This is a genomic window from Pseudoalteromonas sp. S558 (assembly GCF_005886635.1).
Lineage (GTDB): Bacteria > Pseudomonadota > Gammaproteobacteria > Enterobacterales > Alteromonadaceae > Pseudoalteromonas > Pseudoalteromonas aliena.
On the sequence record NZ_PNDU01000060.1, the window covers coordinates 24,200 to 41,844 of the forward strand.

The following is a 17,645-nucleotide window of genomic DNA, read 5'->3' on the forward strand; positions in this document are numbered from 1 at the left end:
TTTTTGGAGTGGATGGGTATGATCCACAGCTGTTGTTTAAAATCTTAGGTATTAAAATAGTATGGCGTTTGTAGTTACCGAAAATTGTATAAAATGTAAGTACACCGATTGCGTATCAGTGTGCCCAGCAGATGCATTTTTTGAAGGCCCTAATTTTTTAGCTATTAGCCCAATTGATTGCATTGATTGTGGCTTATGTGTACCTGAGTGTTCAGCTGATGCTATATACCAAGAAGATGAATTACCTGAATCCCAAAAAGAGTTTACTGAGTTAAATGCCGAGCTTGCACTTGTATGGCCGCGAATTACACAAGTAAAACCCGCCCCTGATGATGCTGATATGTGGAATGGGGTGACAGATAAACTCAAACTCCTCGACACGTAGCAGAAAATAGTACGCCTTTATTATTAATTAGTTAATATTTTGCATTATAATTTTTGCAAGGTATTAACAAATGTACCTACATAAATTACAATCCAGCTTAACAGTTGCTCATCTTGAGTCAGATCAGTTTAAATGGATGTTTATGTACTATTTTATGATTATAAAAAAACAACTTTCTCTTTTCTTATTAACGCTAGCCTTGTTGACTAGTGCCAACGCTTTTGCAGATAAACAGCATTTTTCTTTAGCCCGTATTGACAAAAACATTACAGTCGATGGCGTTATGGACGAACCTCAATGGAAAAATGCGACGCACATTCCTCTCATTTACCAAGATGAACCCAATGAAAAAGGGGTGCCGCCGGTAAAAACGGACGCTTATATTTATGATGACGGTACTAACTTGTATGTTGCTTTTATAGCGCAAGATCCTGATCCAGAGCAAATTCGTGCATCTTTACGTGACCGAGATACGCTTTGGCAAGATGATGTAGTCATTCTTGTTATTGACACATTTAATGATGAGCGCACGGGCTACGAGTTTCATGTCAATCCGCTTGGCGCGCAGGGCGATATCCGCATGACCGATACAGACGGGTGGAGCTCTGATACCTCATGGAATGCTATTTGGGATAGCGCTGGAGAAATTAACGAAGAAGGCTATGTTGTTGAAATGCGTATTCCTTTTAAGGCACTGCGCTTTCCTGAGAATGAAAAAGAGCTGACATGGGGCTTCTCAGTGATGAGAAATTACCAAAGAGATGTGCTTTATCAACTATCAAATATGGGCTTTGATCGCGATATAAAATGCAGCCTTTGCCAGTTTGATAAAATAACCGGATTTAAAGAAATTGAGTCAAGTAGCAATGTTCAACTTACACCCACATTAACGACGTTACGCCACGATACTAAATCAAAAGTTCCAGGTGATTGGAATAATGGCGATATTGACACCGAAGTGGGTTTAGACCTGCGTTGGGGCTTAACAAAAGATGCCGTTATAAACGCAACCATTAACCCTGATTTTTCACAAGTAGAAACAGACTCGTTAGAGCTTGATGTTAATACCACATTCTCAGTTTATTATGCTGAAAAACGACCATTCTTTTTAGATGGCGCATCTTATTTTAAAAGTAGCTTATTTGAGCTTTTATACACGCGTACGATTGCAGAGCCAACGCTAGGTGCAAAGTTAACAGGGAAAACGGGCAATCATAGCTATGCACTTATGTTGGCAGATGACGACAATAGTAATATTTTACTGCCAAGTAGCCAAAGTTCTAGTGTTGCCAGTTTAAATGATAAAACGAATGCCGCCGCAGCAAGGTATCAGTTTGATATGGGCGAAAACGGCACAATTGGTATTTCAAGTACTCACAGAGAGAGTGATGATTATCATAATACCGTTTTATCGGTAGATGGTAGCTATTGGTTTAATCAGTCAGACACGTTTATGTATCAGGTTGCTACAGCTGATACACGTAACTCTGATTTTTTAGTTAAAAATTATAGTTTAGCAGAAACGCAATCTGATCAAGCTTACTCATTAGCACTCACGCGTGATAAACGTGATTATAAATTATTCACATCGTATGAAAATATTGGAGAAGATTACCGAACTGATTTAGGTTACCAAGAGAAAGTCGATTACGAAAAAATTGTTTTTGGTGGCGGACAGACGTGGTATCGAGATGAAAGTGACTTATTGACGTCCTGGTCATATGAAGCGGACTGGGATAAAACATGGGCACAAAATGGTGATTTACTTGAAGAAGAGCATGAAGGTTTTTTAAGCTTTAAAGGCCAAAAACAGTCTACTTTTGAAATTGGCTTTGTACACCGCTATGAAAATTATAACAATAGTTTCTACAATCAAAACATTGGTTATATTTACACCACGTTTAAACCCAACAAAGATTTAAGGGTTTCGTTATATGCTGAGTATGCAAGCCGCATTGATTACGCAAATGAACAACTTGGTGATGTACTCAATACGCAAACTCAAGTGGTATGGGATATTAACGATCATTGGCAACTTGATGTAAAACATAAATATAGTCAGTTAGATAATCCGCAAAATGAGCGTGTATTTACTGCTAACTTAATTGATTTTAGGCTTTATTATAAATTTAGTATGCGTTCAATGCTTAAGTTAATTTTACAATTTGAAGATATTGATAAAAATAAAGATGCTTATTTTTATCAAGTCAGCAAAACGAATAAGGATTACGGGAGCCAACTTGTTTACTCGTATAAAATTAACGCACAAACGTTATTCTATTTAGGTTACTCAGACAAAGGTTATCAAGACGATAAACTCAATAGTGTTGAGCGAGATAAGCGTACATTTTTCACAAAAGTGAGTTACGCTTGGCAGTTGTAATAATGTGTGCATTTGCGTGCATAAATTAACGCTAAACATCTCGGGGCTTTAAACAATGGTTTATAGCCCGAACTTACAGCACTTAATCAGGCAATAACGCAGCATAAATACCAAACATGCGCTGCCAAGGGGAATTTACTCTTTGTTGCATACATGGATGTCATAAGTAGGTACTTCATAGGTAGGTACTTGAGAAAAACTTTAAGTAAAGCCTTAAAAATTTGGCTCTACCCCATACTGAAATACTTCTGCTTTGCGATCGCGTTTGGGGTGCGCACTAGCTGCATTTTTCCTCAGAAAGTCAAATGCTCCATTAACTGCATTTAACAATTCTTTCCTATGCTTTCTAATAATCGCTGTTAATATGCTAATCCACCAAACTCCCGTTGTTTTTGCTACTGTCATTGTAGACATTTCAGTTTTTAATATCTTTTTAATACAGCCAGTTAAGAATATTTTAAGCGTGGTTACTATTTAAATGACATAAAAAAAGCCTCATAAAGAGGCTTTTTAGATATTTGTGGGTTACAAATCAAATGTGCGTGAAATAGCTAAAACAATACGCTCATCTGCATAATCGTAATCTAAGCTTGTGTTTTCAGCCGCTACTTCAATACCAAAACCTTCGTAGCTTGTTTGATATGCTAGACGGTAATGGTTGTATGATTTTTTCTCGTTTACGTCCCACGCCCACTTTTGTCCGTCAAGCGAGTTTGAAATATCAAAGCTTGCACGTAGTGCATGATTTGGAGCCAGCTCATAGGTGTGTGCAATCATTGAAATTACATGGCCTCCACCTTGACCAAAGTAATCCCAGCTGTACCAAAAGTTAAGCTCAGTTTGGCCATACTCACTGGCATAACCAAACTTAGTGTAAGCTTCAGCGTAGTTACCATCGCTGTTATTACCTTGATAGGTGTAATAAGCGATACCGTAATCAACGCTAAATTGCTCATCAAGTTGTACATATTTACCTACATAAGCATCAAGCTCAAAATCAGTGTCATCACCAAAATCTACATTTGAAGCCCATACACCAGCGTAGACGCCGCTATCAAAAGCATAATCTAGGCTACCTTGAATCGCTGGGTCGTTATCTGTTTGTGTTACACCATTAAAGGTATAGTCAGATGCCGCTGTGATTGTTGTTGACCAATCAGCTGCTGCAGTTGTTGATAAAAGTGCAAATGGTAGTGCTACTACAAGTTGTTTTAGTTTGTTATTCATCATTGATCCCTAGTGTACTGTGTCTATTTTTGTGTAATCTATTTTGTTTGCTTTTGGTGAACTGTCTATATCTGTTACTGTTTTGAATTTACTGTACCCAATAAATGCAGCGCAGATAAAGAATAAACCTATAACGAGTGCACCGACCCATTGAATTTGTAGAAATTCTAATTTAAACAATAGTGTAAGTAATGACAAAGCGACAACATTTCCAAGTATATATTTCATTTTACCAAAACGTTTCACGGTAAAGTTTAGGTTATCAGTATATAAACGCACTAACGAATCGAGTGAGTTAATAACAAATACGATACCTACAAATACCATTGCAAAGTTTTTGATTCCTTGAGTTGGAATACCTGCTTCGTGGTAGTGATAAAGTACGCTAAACCAAATTGCGATTGGAATTGAAGGGAAAATTAACATTGCCCCTAATACTTGGTAGGTTTTAAGCCCGCCAACAAAGCGTGATGTAAATTGACCAATCATTATGCTCCACGCAAACCACCAGAATAGATAGAACTCATGGTAATCATTTAGCGGCAACACAAATTGATTGATATTAGCAAAGTAAGTGCCAATTGAGCCTAAGTTATTTGTAAATGCAGACATTTCGCTGTCGCCAATTACAAATGCGCCAACCCACATAAAACCAATGAGTGCTAAGAATAACCACGTGGTAGCAATACTTAAAATACGCACATATTTAATGTCGGTACTTGAATACACTGCAAAACATATTGCTGCAAATACAATAAAATAAAACTCAGTGACTACGCTGGTGCCATCACCTAACTCAGGTAAGTACCATGGTAGATTGGTCAATAATAAATAAGCGGTAAATGCACACGTACCAATAATTACAACATTATTGATAAATTTAACCCAAGGAATTTCGAAAAATTTAACTTTAGGTTCTATTACACAGAAATAAAAGCACGTAAGAAAGTAAAATCCCCAGATCAAAAATCCCCAATAGCCAAACTCAATAGCAAGCGGGTTTGCAAACGCGTATTCTGGGCTTGCTTTTATGTCTGCATAACCTGCAAACTCAGTTAAAGGAAACATAATAAGGCCAACATCAAGGCCAGAAGTAAATAGTATTGCTATAAATGTGAAGGTTCTTACTGGTGTTACACCTACTACGCGAACATTACCCCATTTAATTAAAATAGTGATAATGGCAAGTAAGGTAAAAATGATGCCTGCATTAAGCCAAATAGTCATTGTTACCCTCCAAAGATGAATAAAAATAATTCATAAGCACTCCGTATTTTATTGTTTTGTTCTTGCATAAACACAACGTAACCTATTTACATCGTGTGCCACTGCAAGGCACGCATTGATTTAGCCCGACGAGGCTAAATCAAGCACATGGCTAAAGTTAGAACTGTGTACTACGTTGTGTTTCTTGCCAATTTGTTGTTATGGCAACATTTACATCCGATTTTGGTAATGGTTTGTTCCCTAAAATTATATCTGCCGCTTTTTCGGCAACCATAATGGTTGGTGCATTCAAGTTTCCGTTAGGGACGGTTGGGAATATAGATGAGTCAACAACGCGTAATCCTTCAATACCATGTACTTGCGTATGTGAGTTAACCACGGCCATATCATCTTCACCCATTTTGCATGAGCAAGAAGGGTGGTAGGCACTTTCTACAGCTTGGCGTACAAAGGCATCTATTTCTTCATCTGTTTGAATATGTTTACCGGGTTGAATTTCTTCATCGCGGTATTCATCAAAGGCTGTTTGTTCGATTATGTCGCGTGTTAAGCGAACGCACGCTCTAAAGCCTTCAATATCGTCTTGGTGTTCAAGGTAATTGAATAAAATCGTTGGTGGTTGCTCAGGGTTCGCAGAAGCAATAGTGACACTACCGCGACTTTTTGGTTTGTTATGACCAACATGTACCTGAAAGCCATGACCTGCAAATGCACTTCGTCCATCGTAACGCATAGCCGCTGGTAAAAAGTGATACTGGATATCTGGCCATTCAACGCCTGGTTTTGAGCGAATAAACGCACACGATTCGAAATGATTCGTTGCACCTAAACCCGAACGCGTTAATAACCAGCGCGCGCCAATTAACCCTTTTGAAATAAGCCCTAATTTGCCATTTAGCGTGATTGGCTGCTTACATTTGTATTGAAAGTAAAATTCGAGATGATCTTGTAAATTTTGACCAACACCTGGTAGATGATGCTGTACTTCAACGCCTGCTTTTTCAAGCGCTTGAGTATCACCAATACCAGAGAGTTGTAAAATATGTGGAGAGCCGATTGGGCCTGCACTTAATATAACGTCTTTTGCAGCATGCGCGGTTTTAACATCGCCATTTACTTTGTATTCAATGCCAGTGGCTTTTTTACCATCTAAAATCACGCGTTGTGCCAGTGCACCTGTAATAATCGTTAAATTACTACGCGATTTAACAGGGTCTAAATACTCACGAGACGCAGAGCTGCGCACGCCGTCTTTAACGGTCATGTGCATTGGGCCAAAACCCTCTTGCTGCGACGCGTTGTAGTCATCGCTAGAAGCATAACCGGCTTGTACACCTGCTTTTATAAACGTGCGGTAAAGCGGGTTTTGCATTTCGTTGCCGTTATTAACACCCAGCGGGCCTTTGCCACCACGGTAAGTATTTTCACCAAGGTAAAAGCTTTCTGCTTTTTGAAAATACGGTAAACATGATTGGTAATCCCAACCCTCAGCACCGTGTTGCTGCCATTCGTCAAAATCTTTTGCGTGACCGCGTACATAGACCATGCCATTAATAGATGACGAGCCGCCTAATACTTTGCCTCGTGGACAATGCATCTCACGGTTATCTAAATGAGGCTCTGGTTGTGTATGAAACTGCCATGCGTATTTGTCACTATTCATTGGGATAGATAACGCGGTTGGCATTTTTATAAAAATGCTTTTATCACTGCCACCGGTTTCAAGTAACAAAACACGGTTACTTGAATCTTCAGACAAGCGATTTGCTAAAACACAACCCGCCGAGCCTGCGCCAACAATAATATAGTCGTAATGATTACTCATAGTTAGGCGCCTTAAAATGGACTTTCTATGTCGGCCATACCAACATAAATAGATTTGGTTTGCGTGTATTGATCAAGCGTTTGAATACCATTCTCGCGGCCAATACCCGATTGCTTATAACCGCCAACGGGCATTTCAGCAGGTGAGTTACCGTATGCATTAATCCAACAAATACCAGCTTGTAGTTGATGAATAACGCGGTGCGCACGTTTAATATCGCTAGTAAATACGCCAGCCGCTAAGCCTAGGTGTGTACCGTTAGCGCGTGCAATCACATCGTCTTCGTCGTCAAAAACAAGCACGCTCATTACTGGACCAAATATTTCTTCTTTAACGATAGTCATATCGTCATTACAATCAATAAACACAGTTGGTGCTACAAAGTATCCATTAGGTGCAGATTCAGGTGAAAGCGTTGTACCACCGGTTAGTAGTGTTGCGCCTTCTTCAAGACCTTTATCAACGTAGCTCATTACTAGGTCTTGGTGCTTTTTAGAAATAAGTGCGCCAAAGTTTGTATTTAAATCTTGTGGATCGCCGGCAATAATATTTTTCTCAGTACGCGCTTTAAGCTCATCAATAAACTGCTGATAGATATTTTTATGAACGTAAATACGTGTACAGTTAGTACAAATCTCGCCTTGCGTATAAAAGTTACCTAGCATAGCAGCGCTAACCGCTTGCTCAATGTTGGCATCATCAAATACTAATAGTGGAGATTTACCACCAAGTTCCATCGTGACATCTTTTAACGTACCGGCAGCACTTGCCACTACCTTTTTGCCTGTACCCACTTCACCCGTGAAGGATACTTTGTCAATCTCGCTGTGCTGCGTTAGCCACTGGCCTACGTCCCCGGCGCCTTGAACAACATTAAATACACCTGCAGGTACGCCAGCTTCAACAAAGACTTCTGCAAGTTTAAGTGCGCCCAGTGGTGTTTCTTCTGATGGTTTGAATATAAATGCATTACCAGCTGCAAGGGCAGGGCCCGACTTCCAACATGCAATTTGTAGTGGGTAGTTCCATGCACCTATACCCGCACAAATACCTAATGGCTCTTTACGTGTGTAGTAAAAGTCATCACCAACCATTTGTTGTTGGCCTACTTGTGCTGGCGCAAGGCCTGCAAAGTATTCAATTACATCAGCGCCGGTTTCAATATCAACACAATTTGCTTCTTGCATTGGTTTACCTGTGTCGAGTACTTCGACTAGTGCTAGCTCATCGTTGCGCTCGCGTAAAATAGCCACTGCTTTTAATAAAATACGGCTACGCTCGATTGGCGACATTGCTGACCACTGGGCAAAACCTTGTTTTGCACTTTCAATGGCTGCGTTTTGAATAAATTCATCGGCTATTTCTACTGCGTAAATAACTTCGCCTGTTGCAGGGTTTGTTACATCAAATGTTTTGCCGTTTTGGTTTGCAAGGAAATGGCCGTTAATAAAATTTTGATAGACAGGTGTAGTCACGCTAAGCTCCATATTGCTTGATAAGTGAAAGTACGTAGCTTTTTGCTAACTTTTCACTGTGTTTAAACTGATTATTGTCTGACTTACTCAGTACTGCTCTTAACCATAGGCCATCAATCATTGCGGCGCTAAGTTCTGCAGCTTGTTTTGCTTGCTCAGCAGGCATTAATTGCTTAAAAGAAAATGCTAAATTACTTTGCAAGCGTTTACTGTTTACGTTTTGTAATCTGTGTAGCTCTTCGTCATGCATCGATTGCGCCCAAAAACTTAACCAGGTTCTGGTTGTATCATTACGCTGCTGTACAAGTGCAAAGTTGGCTTCAATAATAAACATTAAACGTTCAATGGCATTTGTTTGACAGCTGACCTTGCCTATCAAATCTTGCTTTAAGCTTGTTAATAAGTACCTTACAGTGGCTTCAATGAGCCCCTGCTTACCACCAAAATAATGGCTTATTATGCCTGACGATAAACCCGCATTTTTACTAATGGTGTTTATAGTTGTCCCTTGCAGTCCTTTATTAGCAACTGACTCTATAGTAGCGTCAATTAACTGCTGACGCCTGACCGGTTCCATTCCTACTTTAGGCATAATTTTTATTAATTGAACGTTCAATAAAGATAAGCTTAAGGTAATAGCTCTAACAATTCAAGGCTGTGCTGAACATATAGATGTCAAAGTGTAGACAATTTATTAATGTTTTTATAACTAATGAGATAAACGCAAGGATTTTAAATCTCATTTAAAGTAATTAAAAACAATGGGTTAAATTAATTGTGATTGCACATATACAGAGTAACGATTTCTTTACTGATATAAGTAAGTAAAAAGATTAAAAAATCGTTAGTAGGTTAATAGTTAGAGTGCTAATAGTATTATTTTAATACAACCAAAAGCAAAAGGGCTAATTACTTAGTGTTCTAATAAATAGTAGTCAAGCATAATATGTGTATTTAAATTGCGCATTAAACACGGGGATAGGGGATTAAACACGACTGATAACGCCTTTAAAAAGTAACGGGTAGCGTCTTAGCCTATTGCCAATATAGTCATCAGCTAAAATTTGCTGACAGATAAAGTTAATGTCTGTACTTGCTTCAAAAACCCAATCAAAGCGCTCTATAGCCAGCAAGAACCCACGCTTTAAATGAGTTTGAGAGCGGTACTGTTCTAGGTTGTTTTGAATAATTGAGATTTTGCTTGGATCAGCTCTAAGCTCTTCTACTACTTGGTTAATAAAAGTAGTATTGAGCTTACTGGTAGGGCGGTTTCTTATTTTTCGTGGGTGCATTAGCTCTCGTTTGCAATGTTATACAATTTTTTTAAAAAGTCGTCTTTATGCTTTTCATGTTCGTAGTCAAGGTGGTAGGTGTTATGAAAACCAAAGCGCAGTTCAACACCGCTACCTTGTAAATATATCGTATAGCCATCTACGTCTGAATAAGCTGTAACACCCTGATAATGTTTACCTTCATCAGTCATTTCACCTTTTTGGATGATACGTTCATACACGGCCAAAATTTGTTTGTTATCGAGTTCATTTTTCATGTGCATTCCTTAGTTTTATTATGCTACGTGTAAAACTTTTAATTGGTTTACTTTACAAGTAATTACATTGAAATTATTTATAATTTAGGCGGTTTTGTGCTTTATCTGTCGATAATTTGCAGGCGTTACACCGATTATTTTTTTGAACTGATTAGTAAAGTGTGCCTGATCAAAGTAATTTAATGTTAAAGCAAGCTCGGCTAGTGGTAAATTGGGTTGTGTTTTTATAGCCTGCATCGCCAGCTTTGCTTTTATTATTTGAGAGCATTGTCGAAAGTTCATACCTATATACTCGGCAAATAAACGCTCAATTTTTTTTGTATGTAAGCCCGTTTTAGTACTCAAATCATCTAGCGTTAAATTCCCACACATTTTACTCACTATACCAAGTAATGATTGGCTAATGTGTTGCTGTGCAATATTTATTGTTTTTGTGTGCAGATGAGCTGTAAAAAAGCCATTTAAAAAGTGGACTTGTGCGCAAAAGGAGTCATGGTTAGCTAGTTGATCATACATATAATTAGTTGAAAATGTGCATACATCTGTAGTAATTAAATCTCTAATATCTTTAGCCTGAAAGTCGGTGAATAATTTTGTCGCAGCAGGTTTAAACCTTACACCTAGCGCATCAATGTTTTTTGTTAAATTTAGCTTCTGTGACTGAAAAAATGTGGTGCAGATATAACCGTCACTATCTAAACGAGAGTCGTTAATTGTGAGTGGTTGTTGAAAGTTAAATATTATTCCCGAAGCACAGTCAGAGTGCAAAAAATGGGTTGTTTTGGGAGCATACTCGGTACTTTTTATACACCAATAGCTGTCAATAAAGGAGCTTAATACTGGACTGACACTTGCTTTTTGAAAGCCATCTAATGCTATCGGTTGTGCGTTAGGTATCACGATTAATCTCCTTATTACATGTCGTAATCTTACAATACCACAGTTTATCGTAATGATATTCTGCTTTTATTTTAAGGAGATATATATGAGAAATAAAGTGATTAGTTGTTTAGTTGGGCTAATTTTATTCAGCATTTGCCATACGATAAAAGCAACTGAACCATCACTCGTTTTACAAAGTGAATTAGGCGAGCAAATTAGTTTGGATGACTATGTAGGTAAAAAGCCCACCTATTTGAAATTTTGGGCAACGTGGTGCGCGCCTTGTATGGAGCAAATGCCACACTTCGAACGAGCATTTGAAGTATATGGAGATAAAATACAGTTCATCGCGATCAATATCGATTTAAACGAAACTCAAAAAGCGATTCAAAGCGTTAAGAAAAAATTTGGTTTGAGTATGCCGATGATGACAGATAATGCGGGGCGCGTGGCGCAATATTATCAATTTTTAGGAACCCCTTATCATGTGCTACTAGATCGAACTGGTAAAGTTATTTATCAAGGACATGATGCAGATAGCGCATTGAATAAAACCCTTAAATTATTATCACACGATGGCCTTAGCAAACAAACCCAACTTTTAGCTGCCCAAGGTAGACATCAGCCAGCGTTGCTGCGCATACCCGAGAAGGGGATAAAAGGGGTGTATTTTACCGCAGCATGGTGCGATTGGTATTTAGCTGACTCGCGACCAAGCATGTCTAAAAACTGTATTAATGGACAAAGCCAAGTAAATCGATTGTTTAAGCAAGGATTTACAATTGAATCACGTATTAGTCAGCTATGGACAGATGCGCATGCGGCGACAGAGTATATTACTAAATTTAATGTTCGACACCCAATCAGTATTGATTTTGGTAATGAACTATTTATTGAAAATAGCATATCAATTGTGCCCACTTTGATTATTTATAAAGATGGTAAAATAATCGAACGGATCACTGATTTTTCAACGCACATTAGTCTTGAAAATATTCAATAATTCACTTTGAGAATCGCGTATTCTAACCTATGCTCTAAGCTCATTTTTTGTTGAGCTTAGAGCATGATAGACAAGGCGTTACTACTTAAAACTCGTGAGTTATCCGATCAACTAATTGTCCTGCAAACACCGATCAGGATACTTGATGCAATTAATTGGGATAAACAAACTAAGGAGGAGTTTTTTAGGCAAAAATGCCAAAAAAACCCACTTATCGATCGCGCATATTACCAACAGCGCGACCTCGGTTTTGTACCTAGCGAGCTACGCCAAGCGTTTTCCACTTTGCACCGCAACATTATTAACCAATTGGGGCAGTTGAATCCGATTGCTCAATACATGGGAAAAATGTGTACTGAGTATAAAACAGTATTGAGTATGCTTGAGTATCGTGGCACGCCAGAATTTCATGATTTATCGGTGGAGTTGTTTGGCCATCCTAAAGATTTATTTCACGCAGGTGAGCCATCGCTTTCTGAGCTTGCTAATATGTTAGATAAACCATTAAAAAACTTGCTCGTCGCTGATATATTACCTGATGATCCTAAAAATATTGATGCAGTTGATGCTGTACGCATTTTGTCAGAGCAGGTTAATGCGAGTATGGCGGGGATAAATGTAGAGGTAATGCTTAGCGATGGTATTGTTAGTGATGCAGCGGCGGGCGCTAATAATATTAAGCTTAATCAAGATGTAAAGTTCTCCCAACGTGAGCTGGAGATTTTAGAAGTACACGAAGGGTGGATACATGTTGGCACAACTCAAAATGGCTTAGCGCAGCCGTATTTAACGTGTTTAAGTAAAGGAACTCCTAGTTCTACCATTACTCAAGAAGGACTCGCTGTTTTAACCGAAATTATTACTTTAAAATCGACCCCTAGGCGCTTATCAAAATTAGTTAATCGTATTCAAGCCGTAACAAAAGTAATTGATGGTGCTGAGTTTGTCGATATTTACCGTGATTACGTAGCGCAAGGTTTATCAAAAGACGACAGCTATACACTCGCGCAGCGTGTTTTTAGAGGCAGTACAGCAACAGGTCTTCCTTTTACAAAAGATATTGCCTACATTAAAGGCTTTGTTTTGGTATATAACTTAATTCGTGTGGCAATTCAGCTTGGTCGAATCGATAGGCTGCCTTTATTACTGGTAGGTAAAATATCGATAGATGATTTTAGATTAATATCTCAACTACATGATTTAGGTGTAATAGAAAGCCCACAGTTTGTGCCACCACACTTTAAAGATTTACGTGGTTTAGCAACTTGGCTGAGCTTCGGTCGCTTTATTGGTGACTTATCGTTTGAAAAGTTAGAAAACGATTATAAACCGTTATTTTTGTAAAAATTAACATTTATTTTGTTTTTTATATAAAAGAAGCCTTTTTTGTTTACATAATGAAAGTGCAGATGTATTATTTTTTACATCCTTTTGGATGAAAATATTAATATAAAAAAAACAGGGATAATTATCGTGAAAATAAAGTTATTTAAAAAAGCGGCTTTGTGTGCTGCTATATGTTCAACATTAACATTTTATAGTGGAATAAGTTCTGCAAGTAACGTTGATGGTGCTATTAAAGGTATAATTACACAACAAGTTAATGAAGCCCCGATTGCTGGTGCAACTGTAACAATTACAAATCCTGCAAATGGTTACGTTAAATCTATTCAGGTAGATAATAACGGTCAATTCAACCTTAACTCTGTCCCAGTTGGCGCTTACAATATTAAAATTGAAAAAGTAGGCTACCAAACTTCAGAGCTTAAGAATGTTGTAATTGGCATAGGTAAATCAGCAGCTCTTGAAGTTGAAATGACTGCGGGTGACATTGAAGTTATATCTGTTACTGGAAGCAAAATTGCCCGTGTTGATGTAACTAGCTCTGAGGCCTCTTTTAATATTTCAGCTGACGAATTAACTCGTTTACCTGTGGCACAAGATATTACATCAGTGGCGTTATTATCTCCAGGTGTTAACCTTGGTGATTCGCGCTTCTCTGATGCTAAAGGAAATTCACTGGGAAGTTTTGGTGGAGCATCACAAGCTGAAAATGTTTATTACGTAAATGGTCTCAATATGACCAATTTCCGAAATGGTGTTGGTGGTTCTACAATTCCATTTTTAGCTTATGATTCTTTTCAAATCAAAACAGGTGGTTATTCTGCCGAGTTTGGTCGTTCAACAGGCGGCGTAATAAGCTCTGTGACCAAAGCAGGTACAAATGAGTTTCATTTCGGTCTTCAGCATCGTCAAAATATTGATTCACTCGGTAGCCAACGACCAAATACAAATTATCTAGCTGATGATTGTAGCTACACATCTGTAAATAACGAAGTTGTAAAAACGTGTGCTAATACTGTTGGTGATATTATAACCGATAACAGCGGAGATTCACGAGAATCTAGAACCACAGATATTTTTGCTAGTGGTGCACTAATTGAAGATACTTTGTTTTTCTATGGTCTTTATGAGTTTAGAAAGTATGACTATGATGATTTGTTAACGCGCGGTACAACATTACGCAATCGCACAGACGATGACCCATATTACTTAGGCCGTCTTGATTGGAATATTAATGAAGATCACTCTTTAATGGCTTGGATGTTTAAAGATGAGTCTAAAGAATATTCAACTACATATAATCGTGATAAAAACGGCGCTCTAGATAAAGAAAATACCACTCAATCTAATACCTTAAGTGGTGGCACTAGCTGGTCTATTCGATATAACGGTAATTTAACAGATTATCTATCTGTATCTGCAATGGCCGGTAAAGTTGAATTTAATGACTCTACTCGTTCAGATGGCGCCGATTGCCCAGTAATTATCGATGCTCAAGCTGGACAAAACTTAGGTTGTTGGGATCCATCGGCTTTTCAAATATCTACTAATAGCGATGAGCGCAAGCAATATCGTTTAGATTTTGATTGGTTAGTTACTGATGATCATCGTTTACGCTTTGGTTATGATGCGGAAAAAAATACTTCAACAAGCCAAGTTGATTTGTCTGGTGGTATTTATTACAGATACGTCGGTTATGATGCGGGTGCCATCTTGCCAAACAAACATGTAGTCGCTGAATCTGGCCGTTATGTACGTGTTCGTAACTACAATGTTGGTGGTGAATTCGATATCAATAATGAGGCATTTTACATAGAAGATACGTGGAATGTTACAGATCAATTCACCGCGACAATTGGTTTACGTTGGGATAGTTTTGAAAACTTGAATGCAAGTGGTAATACTTTCGTTAAAATTGATAACCAATTTGCACCTCGTTTAGGTTTATCGTATGACCTATTTGGTGATGGCGAACATAAAATATTCGCTAATGCAGGTCGTTATTATTTACCTGTTGCATCAAATACGAATGTTCGTTTATCTGGTGCTGAACTTTACACTCATGATTACTATACAATTCAAAGTGAAGGCTCCGATGGTGTACCTGTACTTGGTAATAAGCTAGGGGACACCGATGTAATAGGAGATGGTACAACACCTAGCCCCGTTAGTGTTCGAGATAACGGTTTACAACCAATGTATCAAGATGAGCTGATTTTCGGTTACCATGGCATGCTTAACGAAGACTGGTCTCTTGGTGTTAAGTTTACTCGCCGTGAAGTACAAAGCATAATTGATGATGGCAGTATGGTTGAAGCCTTTAAGAGTATTGGTTTAAATGGTAGTGCTGGTGATCATTTCTTATTATTTAATCCAGGTGAGGGTGTTTCTTTCCAATATGACTATGATGGAGATGGTACGCTAGAAGATTATAACTTTACTGCTGAGCAATTAGGTTATCCAGACGCTAAGCGTAATTATAACTCTATAGATGTGGTACTTGAAAAGTCTTGGGATGGACTTTGGATGTTTAATGCTACATACACATGGGCACAAAGTTATGGTAATGCTGAAGGTTATGTGAAGTCTGATAACGGTCAAGATGATGCAGGCTTAACGACTGATTGGGATTACCCTTACTTAATGGACGGTGCGGACGGCTATTTGCCAAATGATCGTCGCCATGCATTAAAACTGTTCGGCTCTTATGCAGTTACGGATAACCTACTTATAGGTATGAATGCGAATATTACGTCAGGACGCCCTCGTAACGCTCTAGGTGCGGGTTATGCACCTGATCAAGATTCTTATGCATACGGCGATACTTATTACGTAGGGGATACTAAATTTTCACGTGGTAGTTTCGGTCGTACACCTTGGACTACAACAATTAATGCTAACATCAAATATGACTTGAGTGATCTTGAGGTGTTTGACTCTGCATATATTGCGTTAAATGTATTCAACTTATTTGATGCTTCAAATGTCACTACTTATGAGGAGTTAGCAGAAGAAGAAGCTGCATTTAATCCAAATGCACAATTTGGCAGTTCTCTTTACTTCCAAACTCCACGTCGTGTTGAAGTTGTATTTAATATGATGTTCTAATCACTACTTAGTCAAAATTGATCTAATAAAAGCACTATAGTTTTATAGTGCTTTTTTAATAAATAAAAAATACTAAAGGAGCAATTGTATGAAAGAGATATACCTATTAATTTTAACTTCTTTATCTTTTTTAATCGGTTGTCAAAGTTTTCCTATAAAAGTAGATATAAAAGACAATAACTTTCGTTTTGAAAACTTCGCTTTTGATAAGGGTAAAAATAGAGAATATGTTTTTTTGATGTGTAATAGTAAGTCACCAACAAATTGGCATCAGGCTAGGCAATACGAAAGTGGTGAACATATTCTATGGGTTAAAGCTGTAATAGGAGAAAGAGATTTTCAATCAAGTATTAAAAATGCTTTTGTCAAATTTGAAATTAACTTAAAGCCAAATAAAAGGTATATTCTAAATAGAAAAATAGATGGAGATAATATATTTATTTGGATTGAAGATGAAAATACTCGACAAATAGCATCGAATGTAAAACAAGCAAAACTTAAAAAACAGCTTATAATTGAAGATAGATTAAGGAAAGAGCAATGTTTGGAAGGTTCAATTTAATAAAGTCCCTGATTACCCCAGCGTAAAAAATTACATCTATCCTGACATATGTAGGGCCTGCAAGCACTGAACTAAAAGGCTCATGGTCTTTTTAGCACTGTCGCTTCACCAAACCTGTGGATCCTTAAATACCGTCATCTAGGTAGTACAATGATTGCAGATGAAGTCATACATTGTGATTGTTGCGGTAATGATTTGCATAAAATGGGTGACGATGTTAGAGAAAAGCTCGAATTCGTACCCGCATAGGTAAAAGTCATTGAGAATATTTGCCAAGGTACGGTAAGCGTCCGGCAAAGAGCATCTAAACAATGTACCGAGTTCAAATTAAGTTACTTCAAGCAATTATTTGGAGTAATTTATGAAAATAACTCGAAGCGATGAACAATGGCGAACTATCCTTACTGAACAGCAAGCTAGTGGCTTAACCATCATTGATTATTGCCGTAAACATCAATTAGCAACTTCTAGTTTTTATATCTTTCGTAAAAAACTGGGGATCACTACCAGCGGCTTTGTTCGTACCCAAGTCACCCAACCAGTTGAATTGATAACGCAGCAACCCCTCATTGAATTGACGCTAGGAAAAGCAACATTAAAGCCTGAGGGATCCTCACAATTGCTAATAAGCTACAAGCACTCACGGCAATCCTTATTTAACAGACATTGATCAGA

At 38.0% G+C, this 17,645-nt stretch carries 16 protein-coding genes and 1 pseudogene; 8 read left to right on the forward strand and 9 right to left on the reverse strand.

All coding sequences use genetic code 11. The annotated features are described in order from the left end of the window. The first annotated feature begins 61 nt into the window (after positions 1-61). Both fdxA and CWB66_RS04385 read left to right on the forward strand, forming a co-directional pair. Positions 62-385 carry a ferredoxin FdxA gene (gene fdxA, locus CWB66_RS04380; protein ID WP_138584466.1) on the forward strand — a complete coding sequence of 108 codons (324 nt, stop codon included), beginning with the start codon at positions 62-64 and terminating at the stop codon, positions 383-385. 142 nt (positions 386-527) lie between these two features. Then, positions 528-2,768: a carbohydrate binding family 9 domain-containing protein gene (locus CWB66_RS04385; RefSeq protein ID WP_138584477.1), complete on the forward strand. Its 2,241-nt coding sequence runs from the start codon at positions 528-530 to the stop codon at positions 2,766-2,768. 213 nt (positions 2,769-2,981) lie between these two features. Here the strand turns inward: CWB66_RS04385 and CWB66_RS04390 are convergent, their stop codons facing one another. The 9 genes from CWB66_RS04390 to CWB66_RS04430 form a co-directional block, all read right to left on the reverse strand. Further along, positions 2,982-3,173 carry a hypothetical protein gene (locus CWB66_RS04390; protein WP_252371710.1) on the reverse strand — a complete coding sequence of 64 codons (192 nt, stop codon included), beginning with the start codon at positions 3,171-3,173 and terminating at the stop codon, positions 2,982-2,984. 120 nt (positions 3,174-3,293) lie between these two features. Further along, positions 3,294-3,995 (reverse strand): TorF family putative porin, encoded by a 702-nt coding sequence (locus CWB66_RS04395; RefSeq protein WP_138584478.1) that lies wholly within the window; start codon positions 3,993-3,995, stop codon positions 3,294-3,296. 9 nt (positions 3,996-4,004) lie between these two features. Next, positions 4,005-5,222: a BCCT family transporter gene (locus CWB66_RS04400; protein WP_138584467.1), complete on the reverse strand. Its 1,218-nt coding sequence runs from the start codon at positions 5,220-5,222 to the stop codon at positions 4,005-4,007. Positions 5,223-5,379: 157 nt separating this feature from the next. Then, entirely contained in the window at positions 5,380-7,047 is a 1,668-nt protein-coding gene (gene betA, locus CWB66_RS04405) for a choline dehydrogenase (protein WP_138584468.1), read from the reverse strand. A gap of 11 nt (positions 7,048-7,058) precedes the next feature. Next, positions 7,059-8,522, reverse strand: coding sequence for a betaine-aldehyde dehydrogenase (gene betB, locus CWB66_RS04410; protein WP_138584469.1), 1,464 nt, complete (start codon positions 8,520-8,522; stop codon positions 7,059-7,061). A 1-nt stretch (position 8,523) separates the two neighbouring features. Then, a complete protein-coding gene (gene betI, locus CWB66_RS04415; protein ID WP_138584479.1) occupies positions 8,524-9,099 on the reverse strand; it encodes a transcriptional regulator BetI in 576 nt (191 codons plus the stop codon). A gap of 409 nt (positions 9,100-9,508) precedes the next feature. Continuing rightward, positions 9,509-9,814, reverse strand: a complete 306-nt coding sequence (locus CWB66_RS04420; protein WP_138584470.1) for a hypothetical protein — start codon at positions 9,812-9,814, stop codon at positions 9,509-9,511. Then, positions 9,814-10,071: a DUF3081 domain-containing protein gene (locus CWB66_RS04425; RefSeq protein ID WP_138584471.1), complete on the reverse strand. Its 258-nt coding sequence runs from the start codon at positions 10,069-10,071 to the stop codon at positions 9,814-9,816. The genes CWB66_RS04420 and CWB66_RS04425 overlap by 1 nt, the downstream gene beginning before the upstream one ends. Positions 10,072-10,155: 84 nt before the next feature. Beyond that, entirely contained in the window at positions 10,156-10,971 is an 816-nt protein-coding gene (locus CWB66_RS04430) for a helix-turn-helix domain-containing protein (protein ID WP_138584472.1), read from the reverse strand. Between the two features lie 85 nt (positions 10,972-11,056). On the opposite strand from CWB66_RS04430, the gene CWB66_RS04435 reads away from it, so the two are divergent. The 6 genes and pseudogenes from CWB66_RS04435 to tnpA all read left to right on the forward strand — a co-directional run bounded on the left by CWB66_RS04435 (position 11,057) and on the right by tnpA (position 17,640). Then, on the forward strand, positions 11,057-11,956 hold the full coding sequence (locus CWB66_RS04435; protein ID WP_171037461.1) for a redoxin family protein: 900 nt from the start codon (positions 11,057-11,059) through the stop codon (positions 11,954-11,956). 63 nt (positions 11,957-12,019) lie between these two features. Further along, positions 12,020-13,300 carry a flavohemoglobin expression-modulating QEGLA motif protein gene (locus tag CWB66_RS04440; protein ID WP_138584474.1) on the forward strand — a complete coding sequence of 427 codons (1,281 nt, stop codon included), beginning with the start codon at positions 12,020-12,022 and terminating at the stop codon, positions 13,298-13,300. A gap of 129 nt (positions 13,301-13,429) precedes the next feature. Beyond that, positions 13,430-16,408, forward strand: a complete 2,979-nt coding sequence (locus tag CWB66_RS04445) for a TonB-dependent receptor (RefSeq protein WP_252371711.1) — start codon at positions 13,430-13,432, stop codon at positions 16,406-16,408. Between the two features lie 88 nt (positions 16,409-16,496). Next, positions 16,497-16,970, forward strand: a complete 474-nt coding sequence (locus CWB66_RS04450; RefSeq protein WP_138584475.1) for a hypothetical protein — start codon at positions 16,497-16,499, stop codon at positions 16,968-16,970. A 174-nt stretch (positions 16,971-17,144) separates the two neighbouring features. After that, positions 17,145-17,216, forward strand: a pseudogene (locus tag CWB66_RS04455) (IS66 family transposase zinc-finger binding domain-containing protein); the annotation flags it as partial. 115 nt (positions 17,217-17,331) lie between these two features. Next, positions 17,332-17,640: an IS66 family insertion sequence element accessory protein TnpA gene (gene tnpA / locus CWB66_RS04460; RefSeq protein WP_212747809.1), complete on the forward strand. Its 309-nt coding sequence runs from the start codon at positions 17,332-17,334 to the stop codon at positions 17,638-17,640. Positions 17,641-17,645: the final 5 nt, after the last annotated feature.

Excerpts from the sequence above, each read along its gene's own strand:
- fdxA (WP_138584466.1), top strand. The coding sequence starts at position 62 with ATGGCGTTTGTAGTTACCGAAAATTGTATAAAATGTAAGTACACCGAT.
- CWB66_RS04385 (WP_138584477.1), top strand. The coding sequence starts at position 528 with ATGTACTATTTTATGATTATAAAAAAACAACTTTCTCTTTTCTTATTA.
- CWB66_RS04390 (WP_252371710.1), bottom strand. The coding sequence starts at position 3,173 with ATGACAGTAGCAAAAACAACGGGAGTTTGGTGGATTAGCATATTAACA.
- CWB66_RS04395 (WP_138584478.1), bottom strand. The coding sequence starts at position 3,995 with ATGAATAACAAACTAAAACAACTTGTAGTAGCACTACCATTTGCACTT.
- CWB66_RS04400 (WP_138584467.1), bottom strand. The coding sequence starts at position 5,222 with ATGACTATTTGGCTTAATGCAGGCATCATTTTTACCTTACTTGCCATT.
- betA (WP_138584468.1), bottom strand. The coding sequence starts at position 7,047 with ATGAGTAATCATTACGACTATATTATTGTTGGCGCAGGCTCGGCGGGT.
- betI (WP_138584479.1), bottom strand. The coding sequence starts at position 9,099 with ATGGAACCGGTCAGGCGTCAGCAGTTAATTGACGCTACTATAGAGTCA.
- CWB66_RS04420 (WP_138584470.1), bottom strand. The coding sequence starts at position 9,814 with ATGCACCCACGAAAAATAAGAAACCGCCCTACCAGTAAGCTCAATACT.
- CWB66_RS04425 (WP_138584471.1), bottom strand. The coding sequence starts at position 10,071 with ATGAAAAATGAACTCGATAACAAACAAATTTTGGCCGTGTATGAACGT.
- CWB66_RS04435 (WP_171037461.1), top strand. The coding sequence starts at position 11,057 with ATGAGAAATAAAGTGATTAGTTGTTTAGTTGGGCTAATTTTATTCAGC.
- CWB66_RS04440 (WP_138584474.1), top strand. The coding sequence starts at position 12,020 with ATGATAGACAAGGCGTTACTACTTAAAACTCGTGAGTTATCCGATCAA.
- CWB66_RS04450 (WP_138584475.1), top strand. The coding sequence starts at position 16,497 with ATGAAAGAGATATACCTATTAATTTTAACTTCTTTATCTTTTTTAATC.
- tnpA (WP_212747809.1), top strand. The coding sequence starts at position 17,332 with ATGAAAATAACTCGAAGCGATGAACAATGGCGAACTATCCTTACTGAA.